This window comes from Mesorhizobium sp. P2_A8, from assembly GCF_056404935.1.
The window spans coordinates 84,810-106,182 of the sequence record NZ_JBFUDB010000002.1 but is presented as its reverse complement, the minus strand read 5'-3'; the positions used below and the strand labels follow the sequence as shown (position 1 = coordinate 106,182).

Sequence of the window (21,373 nt, the reverse complement as noted above, 5' to 3'; positions counted from 1 at the left end):
GGGCGATATGATTAACCATGGATGAGGCGAAATACTCCCTTAAAATATCTGCTGAAGGCGAGGCGCGATTGATTGCCGGCGCGCGCGACACAGGCGTTGTGCGCGGACTTACGCATGGATTCTACAAATATCCAGCCCGCTTTTCTCCGGCATTCGCGCGCGCTGTAATAGATGAACTTACATCTCCTGGCGATCTGGTCCTCGATCCGCACGTTGGCGGGGGCACCAGTCTTGTCGAAGCTCTAGCTAGTGGTCGCAACGCGGTCGGAGTCGACATTAGTACTCTTGCAGAATTTGTATCGTCGGCGAAGACGATAATTTTCACGGAAGCTGAGCTGGAACGACTAGGCGAGTGGTCGTCGAAAGTCGCAGCGGCTATCAACGTTCACAAGCCGAGTGTGCATTCTGAAGAATACAGTTCCTTAGGGTATCACAAGCACCTCAACCATCCCAACAGGTGGCGACTGCGAAAAGCCATCGAGCAGGCACTTGAGTCCGCCGTTAAGCTCAATTGCAACCGACTGGAAGCGTTTGGCCGGTGCGCAGTGCTTCGCGTTGCCCAATGGGCGCTCGATGGTCGAAAGAAGTTGCCATGCGTTGATGAATTCCGCGACTATCTTCAAACCACCGCCACCGCAATGACAGCAGGAGCACGAGCGCTTAGCGCTACCGTCTCGGCAAATGGCACTACGGTTCAGGTGCTACAGCGCTCTGCGGCTGGCCTCGAAACTGACCCTCGTATGAAGGCTATGCCTGCTCCCAAATTAGTACTCACGTCACCACCGTACCCGGGTGTGCACGTTCTATACCATCGCTGGCAGGTGGATGGGCGCAAAGAGAGCGCGGCACCGTTCTGGATCGCGGGCAAACTCGACGGAGCCGGCGGCAGCTACTACACGATGGGCGATAGGAAAAGTCTTCACCTATCGACATATTTTGCCAACATCAAAGCGACTATGTCATCCATAAGCGCTATCGCGAATGAACACACCGTCGTAGCTCAAATGGTGGCGTTCTCAGATCCTAGCTGGCAACTAGAAAAGTACTTAGAGACGATGGAGGCTGCCGGTCTTCAGGAAACGTTCCTCCCCAGCCTGGCCGACAAACACGACGGCCGACTGTGGCGAAGCGTCCCCAGACGGCGTTGGTACAGCGACCAGCGAGGCGAAACCCCCGGCTCTCAAGAGGTCGTACTATTCCATCAGAAAAAAAATCAACCGACTGCTGATTCGAGGCCCTCAACTTCATCCACCTCAGATAAATCGTTCATACCTAAAGACGTCAACGTAAGGATGAACGGCGCAAGTGCTCTACAGGTGCCTTCAATTCGATCTTCGATCGACTGAGGTTTATACTCCGATCCATGATCGTTCTGATTAGTGGCTGCTTGCTTATGCTGTAGCAGCATAGACAGGCCAACGAGCACATTTCCATAGAGAAACTGGTTCCTCGCGGTAGAATCCTCAAGCCGGCGTTGCTTGATTTCATTTAAAAGCGGCGTGTTGTCCATGTTGATACGAAAAACATAGACCTCCTTCTCTTCCTCACCTTCATAGCCAGCGACTTCAATCGCCATTGCGGTGAACTCATCAAACGGTGGGGTTTGGCTCGCCCATTCCTCACGGTAAATTCGGTCAATACGCGGCATCGCGAGCTGTTGCGGCGCTTCTCGTTCGGAGCCGGGCTTGGGTTGCGGAGGCTTACGTTCACCGCCGCCGCCTCCCTGGCTTGTAACGGCGGGTTTGACGGTCGCCTGGATCATATTGTCAAACGAACTACGACTATCATCCACATGAGCTGCGAACGACAGAATGTCACCGACCTGCACTTCCTCAGGAAGGCTGGCCATTACGGTGGCGATGCCCCGTTTCAAATTCGGGCCTACGAATGATGCGTCCCAAACGATTCCCATAGCGTCGACATATGTCAGCGAGAAATTGCCTCGTTCAATACGCCTGCGAAAATAGTCGTCCCGAGCATCAGTCTCGAAGGTGAGCTTCATACGTTGATTAATTGGAGCCCCTCTCGTGTGAATCTTGCCGTATTCCGTCCCCTTCATCTTGAAGAAGGTCGGATAAACTTCACCCCTGAACTCTTTTTCCGTTCCTCCGCCAGTTGGAAAAGTGTTGAATGGAGCAGATATTCTCTGCCCGAGTTGCAGTAGCTGTGTTAAATTTGGGGAGCTTTTGATAAGGGCTTGAAGGACATCCGTCAGAGGTCGATCATCCTTCATTCTTTCAGACATCCGATCATGCTGGCGCTGATTTCTAAGCTGACGAAGGGTCTCGTCCGATTTGATGGCTTGCTCAAGGCCGTCAATCAATTCAGCCTTGAAGGCATTATCGGTTAGCCGGTCACGCGATGGCATAAAAAGGTCTTCGCGAACGTCATCGGTCATACGATCGCAGTCCACAAAAATCAGCATGTCATCAGAGAGAGGTCGCATCTTGAGCGATTCTCTCCTAAAGAAATCGCGTGGCAGATGGCCTTGTGTCTGCCCGTTCCTTACAAACACGACGCCTTCGCGCTTGCGGTACGACTTGATGCCGCCAAGCTTCTTCTTGTCTTTACCATCACTCTCCTCGTCTTCGTCTCGATCAGAACCTTCAGGTTTGAAAACAAAAACCTCAGCAAGAAGCTTCTCTCCTCTGGGTGAAAAATTGATTGTTATCGGAAACCCGTCTTCAACATTCTCGTTGTCGATCAGACGCCGCCGCAACCCCACAAGAGTGGTTTCTCGACTACCTTGCGGCAGAATGTTGCCAGCCGCGTTCTTTCTAAATTCATATAGGCGGGCAGGCAGACCGATTTCAGGAAGCAAAAGTTCAAGGCGACGTAGGAGGACGCTTTTCCCACGAATGATATTCGATTTTTCACCCACGTACTGATAGTCGAAAAGCTTAATAGTCGTTCCGAATTCAGCTTCGCGGCCATACGGGCTTTCTTTGTCCGGAAACAATGGCATCGATGGAGCTGCGAAGGACAGAACTTCACCATGACGGGGATCAAGATCAACACCTACGCCCGCAGGTGCAAGAAACGTGTAGATTGAGTTTCGGCGCCCGTCCATCGCTTCACCTGGGCGCTCACGGCGAACGATGGTAAAACCCCAAAAAGTTTCGTCCTTTTCCGGGTCTGCCCCAAGTAGCACGGGATTGCGTCGACTAATAACGAGCTGGAGATTGTGACGACCGCAGAACCGGAGAGCACCGGTCCCGCCCTGATTAAACTGGCCTTGCACAAAAGGGATATACATTTTGTTGCTGCGGCTGAGAGACAAGATCGTCAGCGGTATGCGCTTGGGAGTTTGTCCTTCGCCACAGTCGCTAATCACTAGATTTAGCGTGGGGCGAGTACCTGTCGCGCACAGGGTAATCCCTTGGGCGACCTGTCGAATCTTCTCATCGCCCCAATCTTCTATATATCCGCCAGTGGCATCTTTTGTTCCTGAGCTTCCCTCGAAGAAACGCGCAACAGCCTGACGGATAGAGCGAGGAGCGTCAGCGCTCTTCGGATTGATCCCATGTACAAAGCATTCGTTTATAAGCCGCGCATCGACCGAGTTGACTATCTTTTCGGCAAGTGCGGCCTCGGCGAGACTCTGCTGATTCCCCCCTTGCCCCCAATTGTTTTCTACGTCGCCGTAGGAGCGCCAAACATCCGGATTACTCCAATAGCCGCCATCCTGCAAAGCGGCGATTACTTCGTCTTCCGTCTCTGCGCGTAGCAATCTGAGACAAAAATCCTTTGTTTGGCTGTTATTCACCCTTCGCTTCCCCCTTAAAATGACCTCGGCTCTTAGAGCTTGAACTCTACATCTTCTTTACCACCAGTAGTCAACATGCGCGCCTTTAGCGCTTCAATTTCCTTAGAAAGCGCGTTGGCGATTTTTTTGACATCCGCCTCGCTAAATTCGTAAGCGGATTTATTTCCCAATTTAGCGATTACCCGGATTGCCCTGATCGCATTGGAGGTCCGACTTTCAGCCAATTTAACGAACTTTTCGCGCTTGGTGGACGAGCCAGATTTCTGCGATTTCCGTTCATTTTTTTCTAGCACCTTAACCCTCCAAATCCTCATGTATTAAAACGGCAAAATTAGCTGCTAAAAAATTAGATAATTTCTCGGCTTTGAAGAGTCAAGGGATTCAGAATTTTTTCCAGAATTGGTTGAAATGGAGCGCCGCCCGCAGGCTCGCATTTCGGCGGCGTCCACAGGTCGACCGGGAACCCAGGGCTTTCACCACTTGAAGTTCAGAATGGGAAATCTCAGAAAAGAGCTGGGTTGCCGAAGCGAGTTTCTATTCGAAGCCGCCCCGGCTCTTTGGCGCGTATGCACCCTTCGTAATCAGCGCCGCGCTGGTCGTATTCAAGGCGGCAGCAAACCGTGCGAGAACGGCAATAGTCGGATTCCTAGTGCCACGCTCGATCCCGGAAACATAGGTGCGATCAATCGCTGCCAATGCCGCCAAATCCTCTTGTGAGATTCCCTCGCGCCGGCGGGCCAGCCTGAGATTGGTAGCCAATATCTCTCGTACGTTCTCCATCGAGTGCGACGATGGTCGCAGCATGGACGATACGCCCACGGACTATGAGTCACATTCATCCTTGGCGAATGGTTGCCTGTAGGCGATAATCTAACGGTCTCTTGTTGGGGTCAGGGCGATGAAAATGGGGTGGGTGTATGCACTGGTGGCCGCCGGGCTGCTAATATTGGGAGTTGGATTCGTTGCATTTCGAGAGAGTTTCTTTGGTATTGACACGGGCGGGATACCGGTACCGCCAACGCCCTTTCCGAAAGAGGTCGTACTCGCGATGGCAAAGGAATTCCGTGAAACACTGCGCGATCCGCAATCAGCCAAGTTTTCCGAAACGCGAGTGGGTTACCAGTCAGGCGAATATGGGGTTTGCGGCCTTGTAAACGCGAACAACGCCTATGGTGCGTTAAGCGGTGACAGCTTCTTCAAAATGAAAATCAGCAAGTTGGAATCCGGAAACTTCTGGGCTTTCTTAGTCGTTGGTCAACCGGACAAACTTAGTAGGATGCGCGATTTCTCGGAGTCGTTTGAGGAGCCGTGCTGGGGAATAGACAAAATGCCTTAGCATCGGAAAATCGGCATGCGAGAGCAGGCGAGTTTTCTAGCTATTTTGGCTAACCGTACATGTGGCCCTATCGTTTCTATCATTGCGAAGCGCACCCTTGAATGTCATCTTGGCGATTGGGGTTCGGTGCTGGATAGGGGGTGAGCTTGGAGAAAAAGAGCGGACCGCAAACAGTCTGTGTTATCAATATGAAAGGTGGAGTTGGGAAATCCACGATAGCGGCCCTGCTCTGTCGGCATGGGGCGGCTTCCCGCAAACTTGATGTCTTGGCCATAGACCTTGACCCGCAAGCGAACCTTAGCCAAGCTTTGATGCACCGAGATTACGGTGAATTCTTGATGGAGAAGCGTCCATCGATAGTAGAGGTCTTTAACGGGTACGTTCCACCAAGCTCCTCTGATTCGAGCCCAAGAGCGCTATCGAAAGACGACGTTGTCGAAACGATTACCGAATGGGACGACAGAGCCTTGGACCTCATTCCATCTAGGTTCGATTTTTCCGACAATCTGACGAACGCAATCCGCCCAGATCCGAAAGCTCTGGCTCGGTTTATTTCGACGCGATTTAGGAAGAAGGACCTTATCGTCATAGATTGCGCCCCCACTGAGTCGATTTTGACCCAGGCCGCTTATCATGCAAGTGGTCTCGTATTAGTGCCGGTTAAGCCTGAGTATTTCGCTACAATCGGATTTCCGCTTCTGGAACAATCCCTGGATAACTTCCGTAAAAGAAACAGAACTCACAATATCGATGTTGTTGGTGTTGTAATAAACAACGCATTTTATCACGGCGGAAACAACGGAGGCCCAGAGAAACAACGGGCCATCAGAGAAATACGAGCGGATGCATCTAAAAATAATTGGCCAATTTTCAAGATAGAGATTCCGTTTTCCCGAGGATTTCCGAAGAAGATGCGCGGGGACTACAGCTACGGAGGAAATTCAGATATGTTTTCCTATTTCGCCGACGAATTTTTCAAGGCGATAGGTCTATAGTGTGCCATGTCACGACAAGGGAACGAAACACTTCGGAAATTGCTAAGTGTGCTTGTGGACGGATGGGGCTTCCAATCCGTTGAATCCACATTGCAGCAGATAAAGAGCACGCCGGCCAAGCCAGACGAAGGCGAAAACGCGGGCGTTGGTGATCGCCGGAACTCGGAGCAGGCAAAGCCCTCGGCCGTCGACATTGTCACGAAAATCAAAGCGCCGCCTTACACGAAGCAGCTTTTGCTGGAAGTTGCGAGCCGATACGAGGCAAAACTATTTCTGCCGACCGTGGCAGACGTGCGCAACTTTTTGGAAACACGAGGTTACCCTGCACGGCAGGTAAAGCAGCGCTTGGAGGCCTTTCGGCGAGTGCTCGACGTCCTCCTTGAAACACCGCCTGACAGGTTGGAGCGAATCGTTCGCCAAGCGAGCCGATCAGGACCATCACAACTTGGCCCAATTTCCGACGCGATTCGCGCCACCAACGCGTCAATTAGATCACTACCGAGCCCTGATTTTTCGGAGAGCGAGGACATCGAGAACCGAGGGCCTGACGACGGCAGTAAACCACCACCGAGCAACACACGTGATGAGGGCCAAGGCGACTGAAAGTAGCTTTTCTGCCTAGATCGATCCTCACCTGAGGGGTTGCGAACTCCGGTACCCCTTGGTACCTTTCCCGCGAGAACGGAATAAGAAAAATCAAAGGCTTAGGACAGACGGGCGCGTTTCCCTCTCCCGCTACCACTCTCAAAGTCCAAACAATTCTCCGGTGCGGGATGTGCGGCCGAAAACTAGCGAGAGCGGAAACAACGTTCCCGCCCAAACTGTTCTCCGAATGCCCGTCATTCTCCGAAGCTGGGGAGTGGCCCCAAAAATCCCCAGGTTTTGAAAGCAGCAATATCAATGCCTTAGCGCCGGCCTTGCTGAGGGCAGTTTTGCGGTTCGCTCGCCTGTCAAAAAACCACAACTAGGCCATCGTTCGCTAGGTCCGGCTTGCACCACTACGGACTTCGCCAAGCCACTACTCGGACGTCGCGTTTTGGGCCGACATCGGACGTGCGGTTACGAGGCTCGGAATGTCCGAAGCGGACCTTCGGTGCCCTGCGTATATCGAGGTGAACTGACCCGTTGCGAACGTCAGGGGCAAAAAGGGCGTGAAACGTGGCCGGCCGTGTGTCGCCTTCTCCTGAGGCTAGGAGGGAAAGGCACCAAGCTGTATCAACAGGCCGAGCAGGTCTGGCTGGCCGTATTCCTTGACGATCTGGCCATTCTCCAAGTGATAGATGTTCAGAGCCTGGACGCTGATTGTCTTTTGAGTTGGCGGCACGCCCATGAACGTTCCGGTGTGGGTGCCGTTCATTGTGAGGCGGGCGGCGACCTTATCTTCCTCGGCAATCGTTTCTTCCAACGTCCATTGGATGTCGGAAAAGCCTCCTCGCATCATTGCGACGATCGCCATATAGCCCGCAGGCCCGATCATCGGCTCTGGCCTTCCGGGGACATGGAAAATGGCATTCGGCGAGACGAGTTCGTTCGCCAGCTTTTCATCCGCCGCGTTGATGAACTCGACGAATTTGGCCATGAAGGAGGTGGCGGTGCTGCTCATAACAAATGTCCCATTTGGCTGAAGCCGCGTTAGCAGCGATCGAGGGGCGTCTACGCTCTGCATAGAGCGGGATCAATCGCTGCAACCGCTGTTGACCTACAACAAATTTGCTCGAATGCACTCCGCGCGGGACTGGAGATGATCCGGCAATCGCGCCGCTACCGTCCGAATTTGGCAACGGCGAAATCCAAGAAGCTCCTGAGTTTAGCCGTTACGCGGCGGTCGTGAGCGTAGATCACATTGAGTGGCCGCGTCGGCGGATGATAGGCCGGCAAGATCCCAACCAATTCGCCGCTTGCCAGTGCCTTAGTCACCACTTCGCTCGGCTGCAGCAAGACGCCCACCCCAGCTACCGCCGCACTAAGCAGGGGCTCGCCATGATCGGCCATCACGCGGCCCGATATCGGAACCACAATCCGTCCATCCGGGCCGTCGAACGTCCAGTGCGTTCGCAACTCAGTGTGGGAAAAGCCAAGACATTCGTGCTGTTGAAGATCAAGCGGGTGCGTGATGGCTGAATGTGCCTGCAGGTATGCAGGGGCGGCGCATAGGACCAGCCTATAGGGAGCCAAGGCTCTGGCGATGAGGCCGCTGTCGGCAAGTTCGCCGGTTCGAAAGACCGCATCATATCCCTCGTCAACAACGTCGACCGCTCGATTGGAAAGCGTCAATTCGATTGAAATCTGCGGATGGGCCTTCAGATATTCCGGCAGACAAGGACTTAGGCTGTGCATGCCGAAGCTGACCGGAGCGTTGATTCTCAGCCTGCCGGTCGGAACCGACTTTGTCTCTTCAGCTAGCCCCTCTGCCGTTTCAACTTGGGCGAGGATGTGCTTGGCCCGCTCATAATAGCCACGTCCGAAGTCAGTCATACTCTGCCGACGTGTGGTGCGGTTTAGAAGGCGCACCCCAAGATGGTCCTCCAGCGCGCGAACGTGCTTCCCGACCAGCTGCGGCGAGGTCGACAGGGCTTCCGCCGCCGCTGAAAAGGACCCGAGTTCCACAGCCTTCACGAATAGGGTCATGCTGGCGAAACGGTCCATTTTAGCCAATTCGTTTCAAGTGTTGTTCGCTGATGCCGATTTATCTCGATTGCGTTTCATATGGAAGTGCCATCGCCGGCCCGATAGGAAATCCCCTATGGCCGTTCGCGCGGGACAAATGCTGCTTTAAGGAAGCGAAATGCCAATGTTTAAGAGCAATTTCGACAAGGTTCCCGAGCACATCTACGCCTCGGCAGCATCTTGTTTGAACGGTCGGCTGGATCGTCGCGAATTCCTGGCATTGGCAAGTGCGTTCGGCGCATCGGCGCCTCTGGCCTACGGGCTGATCGGTGCATCGTTGACGCCGGCACTGGCGGCGGAGCCCAAGCGCGGTGGGACCCTAAAGGTAGCGATGTTCGTCAAAGACCCGAAGGACCCGCGGACAGCGGACTGGTCGGAGATTGCCAATGCTGAACGCCAGACGCTCGAGCCGCTCGTCAAGTATACCACCGACTACACTTTCGAAGGCCGCCTGCTCGAATCCTGGGAGGTCAACGACAATGCGACGCAGTTTGTCCTCCATTGCAGGCACGGCGCCACCTGGAACAATGGCGACCCGTTTACGGTCGATGATGTTGTCTTCAATCTGCGACGTTGGTGTGAGCGGGATGCTGCCGGCAACTCCATGGCCGGGCGGATGGGCACGCTCATCGATCAATCAACCGGCAAGTTGCGCGAGACGGCCATCGAACGCCTCGATGACATGACCCTGCGGATCACACTTCCACAGCCGGACATTACGTTCATTCCTACTCTGGCCGACTATCCGGCCCTGCTGGTTCACAAAAGCTTCGACGAAAAAGGCGCGACCTTTAGCGCATGCCCAATCGGAACCGGACCGTTCGAGTTGGTTTCCTACGATGTTGGCGTCCGCGTCGTTTTGAAACGTCGCACAAATGGAAAATGGTGGGGCGGCGAACCGCACCTCGATGGCATCGAGTTCATTGATTACGGGTCCGACCCGAACGCAACCTTGGGAGCGTTCGAAGCCAACGAGATCCACACGAATTACGAATCGCCGGTAGACCAGGTGGCAGCCTTAAATGGACTTGGGCTGGTAAAAGGTGAGGCGGCGACCGCGGGCACGTTGTTGGCCCGGATGAATGTCACCAACAAACCCTTTGACGATCAGCGGGTGCGCAACGCGCTGCAGTTGGCCGTGGATAACAAGGTTGTGCTTGATCTTGGCTATAGCGGCGCCGGCGATGTGGCGCACAACCACCATGTCTCTCCAATTCATCCCGAGTACGTCGAGCTGCCCGTGGTCGGGCGTGACATCGACAAGGCCGGCCGGTTGCTTCAGGAGGCCGGCCGCGCGGACTTCGAGTTCGAGCTCATCACGGCCGACGAGGACTTTCACCGGAATTCGGGCGACGCTATCGCCGCTCAGTTGCGTGAAGCGAAGATCAAGATCAAGCGCACCGTCCTGCCGGGATCAACCTTTTGGAATGATTGGACGAAGTACCCGTTTTCGATGACGACCTGGAACATGCGGCCACTCGGCGTCCAGGTCCTTGCCGTCGCATATCGGACGGGCGAGGCCTGGAACGAATCGGCGTGGTCAAATCCCGAATTCGACGCCAAGCTCAATGCCGCACTTGCCATTCCCGATGCCGAGAAGCGCAAGGCTCTGATGAAGGACATCGAGGCTATGCTGCAGGATGCCGGGATTCTCATCCAGCCCTACTGGCGAAAGCTGTACAAGCACTGGGTCCCAGCCCTCAAGGGTGTCCGGGTCCATCCGACGCAGGAACACGAATACTTCGATGCCTGGCTGGATGAAGGCTGAACCCGGAACCAGCTGTCATGCAAAGCGGAATGCGATCGATCGTCATCAGCCGCTACGGCGGTCCGGAGGTCCTTGAGTGGAAGACCGTTCCGGTCGTTTCGCTACGCGCCTCGGAGATCAGGATCAGGACCATCGCCGCCGCAGTCAATCACACCGACCTCGAGATAAGGGCGGGCAACTGGCCTATCCGCAAGCCAGCGCCTTTTCCATACGTGCCCGGCGTGGAAGTCGTAGGCGAGGTGGTTGAGGCGGGGTCTTCCGCGGGTCGTGCACTTGTTGGCCAGCAGGTCATCACGATGATGCAGGGCCTCGGCGGGGTCCGGGCCGATCGGCCAGGGGGTTATGCCGAGTTCGTGACGGTCGATGCCAGTGCGGCAGCTCAACTACCCGCCGGCACGGATCCGCTGGCTATTGCGGCGATTGGGCTAGCCGGCGTCACCGCCCACGAGGGCTTGCAACGCCTCGGACCGCTCGATGGACGGCACGTCATGGTCACCGGCGCGGCAGGCGGCGTGGGCTCGGCGGCGGTTTCGCTTGCCAGTGCGCTCGGCGCACATGTGCTGGGCCTCGTCTCGCGGCCGGAGCAGGCCGATTACGTTCGCGCGCTGGGAGCCGAACGGGTCTTGGCTTCGAAGGCCGGTGAACTGTCTCTGGTCGAGCCGCAAAGCCTCGACGGCGTTTTCGATACGGTGGGCGCAGCCGTGTTTGAAACATCGGTCTCCGCCCTGAAACCTGGCGGGACGATGTCCCTTGTTGGCGCGGTAGGGGGTAGTGATGTCCGGTTCGATCTCTGGAACCTGATCCGGCCGGTATCGCTGACTGGCTATTCAACAGAGAACCTTGACGGGACGGCACTTGAAGCCGCCATCGCAACGCTGGCGCACCTTCTCGCCCAACGAGCTATGCGGACACCAGAATGGACAACGATGCGGATCTCTGAGGCTTCCCTTGCACATGCCGCGCTCGAACAGGGGGGAGGCAAGGGGCGTATCCTGCTGGTGCCTTAGACCCTGCCGATACCGACGCGGCGATTGGCAGCTTTTGGCGCATCCATGACCTCCCGGCACTGTCGCCGGCGTGTCGGCTTTAAGGTAAGTGGCAGAGCCAGCTTCAATGGCCAATTTGAGGCGCATTGCTGCCATTCCATGGTCGCAAATGAAGGTCTCCAACGGCTCAAAACTTTGCCGTAGCACTGGCAGTTCCAAAGTGGATCACCGGTCGTAAGCTACGCGACCGGATTGTGCATCGCCAGGAAGACAGCCGTTTCCTCGAAAAACTGGTCGTAGGCTGACGTGCCTTCAATGAGCACGTGGTTATTTCCCGGCAGTTCGACGAACATCGCCCCCGGAATGAGTTTTGCCATCAGGCGGCCCTCCTCGATCGGCACGACGCGATCGCCCACGCAATGCAGCACGAGCGTTGGCACACGGACCCTCTTTGCCAGCTCTGTCACCTCAACTTTGCTGTTCATTTGCCAAAGTCGCATCGCCGCCTTGGGGCTCGTGGCAATGCGCTGTAGTTCGTCAAAGCTCGCCATAATCTCATGTGGGGCGTCGGGGATGAACGTCGAAGTGAAGAAATGCCTGAAAACAGGATTCGGCGAGCCCCAGCCGTCGCGGATCATCATCGCCCCGGCTTCATATAGCTTCCTTTGGTCGAGACCCGGTCGCTTTAGCCGACCTCGGACAAAACCACCCAGCAGGACGAGACATGTCACTTGCTTCGGATGCTCTACAGCATAGCGCACGGAAAAGGCGCAGGCTTGCGAGATGCCGAGAAGCGCGAACCGATCCACCTGTGCAGCGGTCGCGACTGTGGACATGTCATCGGCCATTGCATTTTCCGATATAGTCTCAACCTCCCAGTCGGAGAGGCCGTTTCCGCGTTGATCGAACCGCACGAGATGGCAAAACTTGGCGAGCTTCGCGAGCATCGGACGCCAAATTGGACTGTGCCATTCATACTCAAGATGGTTCAGCCAGTTCGGACCCTTCAGCACCGGCGCTCCCTGGCCAATGCTGGCCCAAGCCAGTTGCACACCGTCCGACGCCGTCGCGAACTGCACCCTCTGATGCAGCGCCGCCTCGACAGGTCGAGTCGTCTGCAGCGCCGCGTCGGGCGTCCACTGCCAGACACGGATGGGTCGGGAGATGTTCTTTACCCGCTGGTTGCCCATGTCACGGAAGGGGACTTGGATCCGGTCCTCGACTGCCTGATGCACAATGTCCGAGACGCACACGCCGCCCGGCTTGGCGAGCCCCTCTAGCCGCGAGGCCACGTTTACGCCGTCGCCGAAGACATCTCCGTCCTCGAAGAGGACGTCACCGAGATTGATCCCGACGCGGTAAAGGATTTGGGTGTTCTCGGGCTCACCGCTGTTCCGCTCCGCCATCGATCGTTGGATTTCGACAGCGCTCTCAACCGCCTCGACGACGCTCGCAAACTCGACGAGCAGGCCGTCCCCCGTGGTCTTGACGATATTGCCCCGATGCGCCGCGATGCTGGGCCTGACGACCTCACCAATATGTGCCTTCATGCGCGCAAGCGTGCCGGCTTCGTCCACCTCCATCATCCGGCTATAGCCGGAAACATCCGCGGCAAGGATCGCCGCAAGCTTCCGCTCGAAAGGGTCGGCCACGTCAACCATCCCGCAGCGTACGGGTCGAGCAGCCCTTTTGTCGAGCTGCATTCCTAGCCACGGGCCTCGATGTGCTGCAGCGTTCAGATGCAAAGACCGTACGAGATCGATCGAGCTTCAAACTCATGGCGAGATGTCCGTTCATGGGCACGACCAAGACATTGTCACCCGCTATGTCGCTTTCGGCGCCAGCGATCTATCGATATGACCGAGATGCGGCGCATTGCTGCCATCCGCAACGCGGACGATGAAGGTCACCGCAGGTCAGACCTCACAACCAGCAGGCATTGCGCCGTTGGCGCTCCCACTCAACGGGAAAGCCGCGCACCAGCGGCTGCAATTGCATCTTCGGAGGCTGTAGCCCGTCGAGGACTGCCTCAACGTTGCGGTTCGGCTCGGATCGCGCGTTGCGACGCTGCAAACACGAGCGGTACGGGATACAATTACCGGAGCGAATGCGTCCCCGGGATGGCTCAAATGTCCTCTGTCGATTCTCTCGCCGCGAGATTATTGTCGGCGACATTGATGTTCGATCGGGCGTCGTTACTGGCGCTCGAGGCTTTGGCTGCCGAATCCGACCGTCGGGTCCTGAGGCGCGGTGAGGTCCTGGTTCGCGAAGGCGATCCATCGGACAGGTTCTTCGTCGTGCTGTCCGGTCGCTTTACGGTACACAAAGGAGATCCGATTGGCACGGTCGCCGAGATCGCACAGGGCGAACTAGTCGGCGAAATTGGTTTCTTTGCAGGGCTGCCCCGTACGGCTACTGTCCTTGCAGCGCGCGATTCGATCGTCCTTGAAATCAGTCGTAATCATTTCGAGAAGGCGGCCGAGGCTTTGCCGAACCTGAGAGAGGCGGTCACAATATCTCTGGCGCGCCGGTTCGCCACGCAATCTCCGATTTTGTCACGTCTCCAGAACCCTGCCAAGATCCGAACGCTTGCCGTCATTGCAGCCGGCGGAAGTCGCATCTCACCGGTTTTCATCGGGCGCCTACAGCAAGAGTTCGGCGCGGTCACGCGCGCTCAGTTCGTTTCCCGGCTAGACGTCCACGCGAAGTTCGCAGGTCGTCCGATCGACGGCCAGCCGGTCCTTAACTGGTTGAACGAATTGGAGGCGCAAGCTGAATTCGTTGTCTACGTCGCCGATGAAGAACCTAATGAATGGACACGAGTCTGCATTCGCCAGGCCGATACCGTCCTGTTGCTGGCGAACGCGTCCTCCTCGCCTCGCTTGAACGCGTCCGAGGAATTGGCGCTATCGGTCCATCCACCATCGACCGGTCGGCTTGTCCTAATTCACGACAATCGCTCGGCTGCGGTCTCCGGCACCTCTGCGTGGCTCGATGAGCGTCCCTATGTCGGCCAGCATCATCATGTTGCGCTGGAGGACGAGGCTGATATCCAGCGCCTGGTTCGATTTATTTCCTGCAAGGCACGTGGCTTCGTGGCGGCGGGGGGTGGGTCCCTGGGCAGCGCCCATCTGGGCGTCTACAAGGCCTTCGTCGAGGCGGGCGGGCGCTTCGACTATCTCGGCGGGACGAGTTCCGGAGCGGCGATGATGGCCGGCTTCGCAAGAGGGTTGGACGCGGAGCAGATCGACCGCGGCACGCACAACGTATTTGTCAAGAGTCGGGCGTTTCGGCGCCCCACCTTGCCGCGTTTCGCGCTTCTAGATCACAAAACCTTCGATCGAGCCCTTCGGGAGGAATACGGCGACGTTCTGATCGAAGATCTTTGGCTTCCGTTCTTTGCGCTTTCGACCAATCTGAGCAGCCGTCAGCCCCATGTCCACCGTCGTGGAAAACTCTGGCAAGCCGTTCGGGCATCCGGCTCGATCCCGGGTGTCCTGCCGCCGTTCTTTACGGCTGACGGCGATATGCTAGTGGACGGCGCCATCATGAACAATTTGCCGCTGGAACAGATGAGGAAACTCAAGACCGGCCCCAACGTCATCGTGAGCTTTGGGTCCAGTGGACCGCAAAAATATCACATCGACTATGACCACATCCCCGGAAGATCGGAACTGGCGGTCGCGCTGCTGAACCCTTTCGGCCGTGCCCGCTTGCCGCAGGTTCCGAGCATGCTTCAGGTTATTGCCGCGAGTATGCTGGCACACGGGCCGCAGGACCTTGCCGTCGGCGACGAGGATGTCTTGGTCTGTCCGCAGGTTTCGAGCACGATCGGGTTCATGGATTGGAGGCGGCATTCCGAGTTGTTTTCGGACGCCTACGACCGCACGGCGCAATGGATCGAGGAACGGCTGCTCCAGAACGACTCAGGGCTCCGGGCGGTGCTGGGTAACGCACATACTTAGGACTGGCGCCAGCCACGCTGATTCCGCCGCGTTCGTCGACTGGATCAGGTCGGAGGTCGAAGCTTAACCGGATCCGTCATGGGGTTGGTGGAACTCCAGCACGTGCGATGCCTGCGCGCGCGTGAGGTCTCAAGTCCCCCTTATCTCATGAACCCAGCCATGCGGATCGGGAGCTTGACCGCGCTGGATGCCGACCAGCCGTTCGCGAAGCCTTCTGGTGGTGTGGCCTGTCTGGCCTCCGGTGATCTGAAGCTCCCCGCCGCCAAACTTGACCGTGCCGATGCCAGCAATGACGGCAGCGGTGCCGCAGGCGAATGCCTCCTTCAACCTGCCGCTCGCGGTATCGGCTTTCAACTCTTCGAACGAGTAGGGCCGCTCATGCACGGTCATGCCGGATTCAGCGGCAAGCTGGATCACGGCATCTCGGGTAATGCCGGGGAGAATCGTGCCCAGCGCAGGCGTGACGAGTGAACCGTCCTCCATCACGAAGAACACATTCATGCCACCAAGCTCTTCAATCCAGTGGCGCTCGGATGCGTCGAGGTAGATAACCTGAGCGCATCCATTGCTTGTCGCTTCAGCTTGCGCGGCAAGGCCGCTCGCGTAGTTTCCGCCACATTTCACATCTCCGGTTCCACCGGGCGCGGCGCGCGTATACTGCTCTGAAACCCATATGCTCACCGCCCTCTCGCCGCCCTTGAAATAGGGGCCGACGGGCGAGGTGATGACGCAGAAAATATATTCCTTCGCGGGCCGCACACCCAGGAACACTTCGGTCGCGAACATGAAGGGGCGGATATAGAGGCTGCCGTCGCCATCGGGAATCCATTTCGCGTCGGTGGCAACCAGGGTCTCCACGGCCGCGATGAAGTCGCTCACCGGCAGTTCCGGCATAGCCAGCCGACGCGCAGAGTTGTTGAACCGCTTTGCGTTTTCCTCGGGTCGGAAGAGCACAGGCCGTCCATCGGTGTTTCGATAGGCCTTCATGCCCTCGAAGATCTCCTGCCCATAATGCAGGACGGCGCTGGCGGGATCGAGGGCAAAGGGCTGCCGCGCCTTTATCGTCGAGGCGTGCCAGCCGGCATCGGGGTTCCAGCGGGCAACAGCCATGTGGTCACTGAACAGCGTACCGAATCCGGGCGCTTCAAGGGCCTTGAGACGGTCAGCCTCGGGATATGGACTCGCACTCGGCGTAACCTCGAAAACCAGCGGAGAAATTTGGTCGGACATCGTTCTTTTCCCTTTTAACGGATTTTACTTTGAGCCGTGCGATTGTCGACCTGGCTGCAGGACTTTCCCGGCCTTTCGGTGGAGATGACGAACGGACGGCAAAAGGCGAAGCAGGCTGATGCCGCCACCCAGCACAGCCAGCGCGGCGCCAAGCCAGATGGCGACCTCGACGCCGTTTTCCGGCCACGTCGAAAGACAGAACGCCACCGCCGCTGCTCCGATGGACTGTCCCAGCAATCGCGACGTAGCCAGTATCCCACCCGCGCCGCCGCTGCGGTCGCGTGGGGCGCTGCTCATCAGCGCGACCATGTTGGGTGACTGGAAGAACCCGAAGCCCACGCCGCACAGGAACAAGCGCCAGCCGACGTCGAACACGCCGGCAGAGCCCGGCATGGTCACCAGAAGCCCGAGACCGACAGCGAGGATGACCAATCCCGCAAATCCCAGGATGCCGGGGGCGATGCGATCGGCAAGCGGTGCGGCAACCAGCGTCATGAACGCCAACGCCGCCGGCCAGGGCGCGATCAGAAAACCGGCTTCGACCTGCGTGAAACCCATCTCGAACGTAAACAGGAAGGGCAGCACCACGAAGACCAGGCCCTGAACGGCAAAAGCGCAGATCGAGGTCGCTGCCGAAAGGGTAAAGAGTGGGATCCTGAACAGATCGACGGCGAGGATCGGCGCGGTCCGTCCTGTTTCGCGCCGGCGAAGCCAATATCCGCAGATGAGACCACCAGCGAAGGCGAGCACGACCGGCTGCCAGCCGAGATGCGCCATGCCGGCGATGGCGAACAGAAAGCACGCGAACATCGCCGCGCAGAGGAGTGCCGAAGCCGGATCGAACGGACGGATGTTGCGATCGGTGGCAGGCAGGCTGATGATGCCAAAACCAAAGGCCATCAGGGCGATCGGAACGCTCAGAAGGAACAGCCAGGGCCATTCCGCTACCGAGAGAACGGTCGAGGTCGCGGTAGGCCCGACCGTGAAGGCGATGCCCACGATCATCGCATAGAGGCCGAGCCCACGCCCGAGCCTTTCCGGCGGATAGAGCGTTCGGATCAGCGCCGGGGTCGTGGCCGAAATAGCGGCCGAGCCCAGCCCCAGCAAGGCGCGGCCCGTCATCAGGGCCAACAAGGAATCCGCGAGACCCGCGGCGAGAGAGCCGAGCGCGAATACCAGAAGGCCAACAAGAAAGATCCGCCGATGACCGTGGATCTCGCCAAGCGCCGCAAGGGGCAACAGGGCGGCGATCACCGCGAGGTAGTAGACGTTGATGATCCAGATCGTCGTGGCGGCGGGTACGCCGAGCCCAAGCGCGATCGCCGGAACGGCCGTGCTGGTGAGCGAGATGTCCAGCGTGATGATGGCGACCCCGAGCATCACGGCGACGAGGGCCATCACATTCATCCGGGGCCGGACAAGCGGAACGTCAATCGCCATACTAGCCGACCCGATCACCGGAGCAGGTGTCAGGCCTTGCAGGGCCTTGGCGCAAGAAGACCGAGTCCGGGCTCTCGCCGACAATCTTCTCGTAGATTTCCGGATCGGTCGCGCCCTCGCAACCAAACAGAACGACCCTGCTGTTCCCGTCCAGCGAAAGTGCCTTGCGCAGGCGCTCGTCACCCGCGGCCTGGATAAGCACGCCCATACCACCCGCGGCAGATTCTCCGCAGACGATCGGAATGTCGCCGTTGCCTGCCGCCAGCGCCCGCATCGCATCCTCGACCCAGCCGTCGGGAATCCGCAGATAGTCGCTGCCAAGCCATTCCATGATCGCCCACGCCGCCGGCGAGACCTCGCGGCAGGCAAGCCCGGCCATGATCGTTCTCAGCGACCCGGACGATGGGGTCGGACGATTGTTCACCGCACTCTGGAACAGGCAATCCGCCTCATTCGGCTCGACCATGACGAACCGCGGAGTAGCGCCCTTCAGGCGCGTCTGGAATCCGAGAAACACCGCGGCGGCGATGCTGCCGACGCCGCCTTGCATGACGACATGCGTGACCTTTTCGAGTTCGGGGATCTGTTCAAGTGCTTCCTCGACCATCACCATATAGGCCGCCATCACATTGCGCGGGATGGGCGACTGGAAATTGTCCCAGGATGTGCTGCTGACGAAATGCCAGCCATTCATCCGGGCGTCTTCCTTGGCGCGGGCGACCGAAGCTTCATATTCGCCGTCGATACGGATGACGATCGCTCCATAGCGCTCCATCGCTTGCTTGCGGCCCGGGCTGACATGCCCGTGAATGTAATCGACGCAGCGGCATCCGAAGGTCTTCGCGCCATAGGCCAGTCCGCGCCCCTGGTTGCCATCTGTCGCCACGCAGACCGTGACCCGCTCGGTGATCGCCCGGAACTCGCCGGACCGGAGCTGCTCGTGCGTCGGACGTGTCCCGGTCGCGCGCTCGACCTCGTCAGCCAGAATGCAGGCGACCGTATAGGGAGCCCCAAGCGCCTTGAAGCTGCCCAGATCGCGGCCAAAGCGCTGGCTTTCATCCTTGTAGAATATCTTCGCCACGCCAAGGCGCGATGCCGCCGCGTCCAGCATATGCAAGGGCTGCGGCTCGTATTCGGGCCAGCTGTGGATCTCGTCGACCGCCTTGCCCCAGCCCTGGAGGTTGCGGACCGGCTCCCCGGCCCGCGCCTCTGTCTGCGGCGCAAAATGAAGCGCGTTGAAGTGATGTGCGAAACTCTCGTTCATTTGGGCGCTCCGACAGACAATGGGCAGGGTCATGGATTTTCCAGTGAAACTCGGGGGCGCCCTTCAGGGGACAGCGATCGACCGGGGAGACAGCCGCCATCCCAGCTTCACGCCAAGGGTGCCGATCACGATCAAAACCATCCCGATGGCCTGCGGCAGACCGAGAAGACGATCGAAGAACAGCCAGTCCGTCGTGATTGCCGTCAGCGGGTTTACGAAACTGAGGACGGCGATGACAGGTGTCGAGACGCGAGGATAGGCCGAATAGATAAGGACCCAGGCGATGCCCGTATGCACCACGCCGATCACAGCTAGCCAGCCCCAGGACGGCAACGCGATGTCCTGATGGAAATTGACAAAGGGGGCGAAGATGATGACGCCGACAGTTGTTTGACAGAGCGCGGTGATCTCGCCGCGTTGCCCCGCCAGCCCCTTTCCGGCAATCGCCGTTATCGCATAGAGGAAAGCCCCACCCAGCGTTATCAATATGCCCAGCAGCCAGTTCGGGTTGACCTGTGCGGAGGACAGCGAAAGGCCGCTGGCGAGGGCTACGCCAAAGAAGGCGACGACCAGCCAGATCATCTGATCGCGCGTCACCCTCTCCTTCCAGATCACTGCACCGATCAGCAGGATCAGGAACGGCTGAATATGAAAGAGGATGGTGGCGGTGCTGATCGAGGTCAGCATGAGCCCGCCGAAGAAAGCCGCCCAGCTCAGGACGAGACTGGTCCCGGCAACCGCCCCGAGAGCCAGATTCCTGGCGGTTAGCGTGCGGTCCGGCAGAATCCCGGTCGCGAAACACCAGACCAGCAGGAACAGCGCCCCGATCGCGCTGCGCCAGAACACGATCGTCATCACGTCGAGGCCCGTCGCCAATACGGCCGCGCCCACGGTGCCGATCAGCACCAGGCCAAGGGTCAGCCTCATGATATCACGGTTCGAATTTACCGAGTCACCCACACTTCAGTCCTGTTCGCTTGCGATAGGTGGAAGTGCGCTATGGACGTCTATCGGTCAAACGAATAGAATATATAGACCCTATTCGTTTATCTGATAGTGATATGGCAAAACCTCTCGATCTTGACCTTTTGCGAACGCTGGTCGCCGTCGCCGAAACCGGCAGTTTCTCGAATGCCGCAATCCGCGTTGGGCGCAGTCAATCGGCCGTCAGTATGCAAATCCAGAAGCTGGAGGGCATTCTCGGAAAAGACCTTTTGGTGCGCGGCGGACGAACGATTGTTCCCAATCGCGCGGGAAACGACCTGCTGGCCTATGCACGGCGGCTGTTGAAGCTCTCGGATGAGGCATGGGCCAGCCTGACGCGGCCCGGCGTCTCAGGCACGGTACGACTTGGCGTGCCAGAGGATTATGCGTCCCTGTTGTCCGGCACACTTGAGAAGTTCGGACGAGACTTCCCCGGCGTGACCATAGAGCTGGTCTGCGAGCCGTCATACGTGCTGACCGAAGCGGTCGAGAACAAGGCGATCGACATTGCGGTTGTCACACGCTTTGCCGAGCAGCCCGCAGAAGTCTTGCGACGAGAGCCGATGGTATGGGTCGCATCGTCTACCCACGCCGTCTGGGAAAACAACCCGCTTCCCGTGGCGCTCTTCCAGACATGCGCGGCCCGCGCCAACATCCTGAAAGCCTTGACGGACGCAGAGAGAAGCTACCATTGCACCTATTCAAGCGCGAGTCTGTCCGGCCTGGTAACGATTGTTCAGGCGGGCCTTGCCGTCGCCGGTCTTGCCCAATGCAGCGTGCCGCCATCATTGACCATCATCGGCGAGAGCGAAGGACTGCCTCCCTTGCAGGAGCTGGAGATCGGCATCCTGCGGAGTGCGACTGACGAGAGCGCGGCGGTGCAGCGCTTTCACGACGCTCTTCGCCGAGATTTGGCCCATGCAGGACATGCCGCGACCCTGCAGTTTCATCCGGCGCATGCCAGAGCCTGAC

At 58.0% G+C, this 21,373-nt stretch carries 17 protein-coding genes; 8 read left to right on the top strand and 9 right to left on the bottom strand.

From position 1 onward, the window contains the following. The first annotated feature begins 17 nt into the window (after positions 1 to 17). Positions 18 to 1,346 (top strand): DNA methyltransferase, encoded by a 1,329-nt coding sequence (locus tag AC1D10_RS07075; protein ID WP_477270060.1) that lies wholly within the window; start codon positions 18 to 20, stop codon positions 1,344 to 1,346. A 2,452-nt stretch (positions 1,347 to 3,798) separates the two neighbouring features. On the opposite strand, the gene AC1D10_RS07070 is transcribed toward AC1D10_RS07075, so the two are convergent. Then, a complete protein-coding gene (locus AC1D10_RS07070; protein WP_477270058.1) occupies positions 3,799 to 4,059 on the bottom strand; it encodes a hypothetical protein in 261 nt (86 codons plus the stop codon). Between the two features lie 241 nt (positions 4,060 to 4,300). Further along, complete coding sequence (locus tag AC1D10_RS07065; RefSeq protein WP_477270056.1) at positions 4,301 to 4,525, bottom strand: helix-turn-helix domain-containing protein; 225 nt, start codon at positions 4,523 to 4,525, stop codon at positions 4,301 to 4,303. Positions 4,526 to 4,664: 139 nt separating this feature from the next. On the opposite strand from AC1D10_RS07065, the gene AC1D10_RS07060 reads away from it, so the two are divergent. The 3 genes from AC1D10_RS07060 to AC1D10_RS07050 all read left to right on the top strand — a co-directional run bounded on the left by AC1D10_RS07060 (position 4,665) and on the right by AC1D10_RS07050 (position 6,700). After that, the gene (locus AC1D10_RS07060) at positions 4,665 to 5,102 is read left to right on the top strand and encodes a hypothetical protein (RefSeq protein WP_477270054.1); all 438 of its coding nucleotides are present in this window, start codon (positions 4,665 to 4,667) and stop codon (positions 5,100 to 5,102) included. 146 nt (positions 5,103 to 5,248) lie between these two features. After that, a complete protein-coding gene (locus AC1D10_RS07055; RefSeq protein ID WP_477270052.1) occupies positions 5,249 to 6,097 on the top strand; it encodes a ParA family protein in 849 nt (282 codons plus the stop codon). 48 nt (positions 6,098 to 6,145) lie between these two features. Beyond that, a complete protein-coding gene (locus AC1D10_RS07050; protein ID WP_477270050.1) occupies positions 6,146 to 6,700 on the top strand; it encodes a hypothetical protein in 555 nt (184 codons plus the stop codon). Between the two features lie 586 nt (positions 6,701 to 7,286). On the opposite strand, the gene AC1D10_RS07045 is transcribed toward AC1D10_RS07050, so the two are convergent. Continuing rightward, on the bottom strand, positions 7,287 to 7,700 hold the full coding sequence (locus tag AC1D10_RS07045) for an ester cyclase (protein ID WP_477270048.1): 414 nt from the start codon (positions 7,698 to 7,700) through the stop codon (positions 7,287 to 7,289). 158 nt (positions 7,701 to 7,858) lie between these two features. Beyond that, positions 7,859 to 8,743, bottom strand: a complete 885-nt coding sequence (locus AC1D10_RS07040) for a LysR family transcriptional regulator (RefSeq protein WP_477270046.1) — start codon at positions 8,741 to 8,743, stop codon at positions 7,859 to 7,861. A gap of 139 nt (positions 8,744 to 8,882) precedes the next feature. Between AC1D10_RS07040 and AC1D10_RS07035 the strand changes: the two genes are divergently transcribed. Both AC1D10_RS07035 and AC1D10_RS07030 read left to right on the top strand, forming a co-directional pair. Beyond that, positions 8,883 to 10,532: an ABC transporter substrate-binding protein gene (locus tag AC1D10_RS07035; RefSeq protein WP_477270044.1), complete on the top strand. Its 1,650-nt coding sequence runs from the start codon at positions 8,883 to 8,885 to the stop codon at positions 10,530 to 10,532. Positions 10,533 to 10,561: 29 nt separating this feature from the next. Next, entirely contained in the window at positions 10,562 to 11,539 is a 978-nt protein-coding gene (locus tag AC1D10_RS07030; protein WP_477270042.1) for a quinone oxidoreductase family protein, read from the top strand. A gap of 218 nt (positions 11,540 to 11,757) precedes the next feature. Here AC1D10_RS07030 and AC1D10_RS07025 read toward each other — a convergent pair whose 3' ends face one another. Then, positions 11,758 to 13,170 (bottom strand): alpha/beta fold hydrolase, encoded by a 1,413-nt coding sequence (locus AC1D10_RS07025; protein ID WP_477270040.1) that lies wholly within the window; start codon positions 13,168 to 13,170, stop codon positions 11,758 to 11,760. 477 nt (positions 13,171 to 13,647) lie between these two features. On the opposite strand from AC1D10_RS07025, the gene AC1D10_RS07020 reads away from it, so the two are divergent. Continuing rightward, complete coding sequence (locus AC1D10_RS07020) at positions 13,648 to 15,483, top strand: patatin-like phospholipase family protein (protein ID WP_477270038.1); 1,836 nt, start codon at positions 13,648 to 13,650, stop codon at positions 15,481 to 15,483. A 129-nt stretch (positions 15,484 to 15,612) separates the two neighbouring features. Here AC1D10_RS07020 and AC1D10_RS07015 read toward each other — a convergent pair whose 3' ends face one another. The 4 genes from AC1D10_RS07015 to AC1D10_RS07000 form a co-directional block, all read right to left on the bottom strand. Beyond that, positions 15,613 to 16,713 carry a branched-chain amino acid aminotransferase gene (locus AC1D10_RS07015; protein ID WP_477270036.1) on the bottom strand — a complete coding sequence of 367 codons (1,101 nt, stop codon included), beginning with the start codon at positions 16,711 to 16,713 and terminating at the stop codon, positions 15,613 to 15,615. Between the two features lie 24 nt (positions 16,714 to 16,737). After that, positions 16,738 to 18,111: an MFS transporter gene (locus AC1D10_RS07010; RefSeq protein ID WP_477270034.1), complete on the bottom strand. Its 1,374-nt coding sequence runs from the start codon at positions 18,109 to 18,111 to the stop codon at positions 16,738 to 16,740. A 43-nt stretch (positions 18,112 to 18,154) separates the two neighbouring features. Beyond that, the gene (locus AC1D10_RS07005; protein WP_477270032.1) at positions 18,155 to 19,417 is read right to left on the bottom strand and encodes a diaminopropionate ammonia-lyase; all 1,263 of its coding nucleotides are present in this window, start codon (positions 19,415 to 19,417) and stop codon (positions 18,155 to 18,157) included. Between the two features lie 63 nt (positions 19,418 to 19,480). Then, positions 19,481 to 20,344, bottom strand: coding sequence for a DMT family transporter (locus tag AC1D10_RS07000; protein ID WP_477270030.1), 864 nt, complete (start codon positions 20,342 to 20,344; stop codon positions 19,481 to 19,483). A 65-nt stretch (positions 20,345 to 20,409) separates the two neighbouring features. On the opposite strand from AC1D10_RS07000, the gene AC1D10_RS06995 reads away from it, so the two are divergent. Next, a complete protein-coding gene (locus AC1D10_RS06995; RefSeq protein ID WP_477270028.1) occupies positions 20,410 to 21,372 on the top strand; it encodes a LysR substrate-binding domain-containing protein in 963 nt (320 codons plus the stop codon). Position 21,373 lies beyond the last annotated feature (1 nt).

What these genes read in the sequence shown, in the direction of transcription:
- AC1D10_RS07040 (WP_477270046.1), bottom strand. Translation starts at nt 8,743, where the DNA reads ATGGACCGTTTCGCCAGCATGACCCTATTCGTGAAGGCTGTGGAACTC.
- AC1D10_RS07075 (WP_477270060.1), top strand. Translation starts at nt 18, where the DNA reads ATGGATGAGGCGAAATACTCCCTTAAAATATCTGCTGAAGGCGAGGCG.
- AC1D10_RS07045 (WP_477270048.1), bottom strand. Translation starts at nt 7,700, where the DNA reads ATGAGCAGCACCGCCACCTCCTTCATGGCCAAATTCGTCGAGTTCATC.
- AC1D10_RS07005 (WP_477270032.1), bottom strand. Translation starts at nt 19,417, where the DNA reads ATGAACGAGAGTTTCGCACATCACTTCAACGCGCTTCATTTTGCGCCG.
- AC1D10_RS07030 (WP_477270042.1), top strand. Translation starts at nt 10,562, where the DNA reads ATGCGATCGATCGTCATCAGCCGCTACGGCGGTCCGGAGGTCCTTGAG.
- AC1D10_RS07015 (WP_477270036.1), bottom strand. Translation starts at nt 16,713, where the DNA reads ATGTCCGACCAAATTTCTCCGCTGGTTTTCGAGGTTACGCCGAGTGCG.
- AC1D10_RS07035 (WP_477270044.1), top strand. Translation starts at nt 8,883, where the DNA reads ATGCCAATGTTTAAGAGCAATTTCGACAAGGTTCCCGAGCACATCTAC.
- AC1D10_RS07060 (WP_477270054.1), top strand. Translation starts at nt 4,665, where the DNA reads ATGAAAATGGGGTGGGTGTATGCACTGGTGGCCGCCGGGCTGCTAATA.
- AC1D10_RS07000 (WP_477270030.1), bottom strand. Translation starts at nt 20,344, where the DNA reads ATGAGGCTGACCCTTGGCCTGGTGCTGATCGGCACCGTGGGCGCGGCC.
- AC1D10_RS07020 (WP_477270038.1), top strand. Translation starts at nt 13,648, where the DNA reads ATGTCCTCTGTCGATTCTCTCGCCGCGAGATTATTGTCGGCGACATTG.
- AC1D10_RS07010 (WP_477270034.1), bottom strand. Translation starts at nt 18,111, where the DNA reads ATGGCCCTCGTCGCCGTGATGCTCGGGGTCGCCATCATCACGCTGGAC.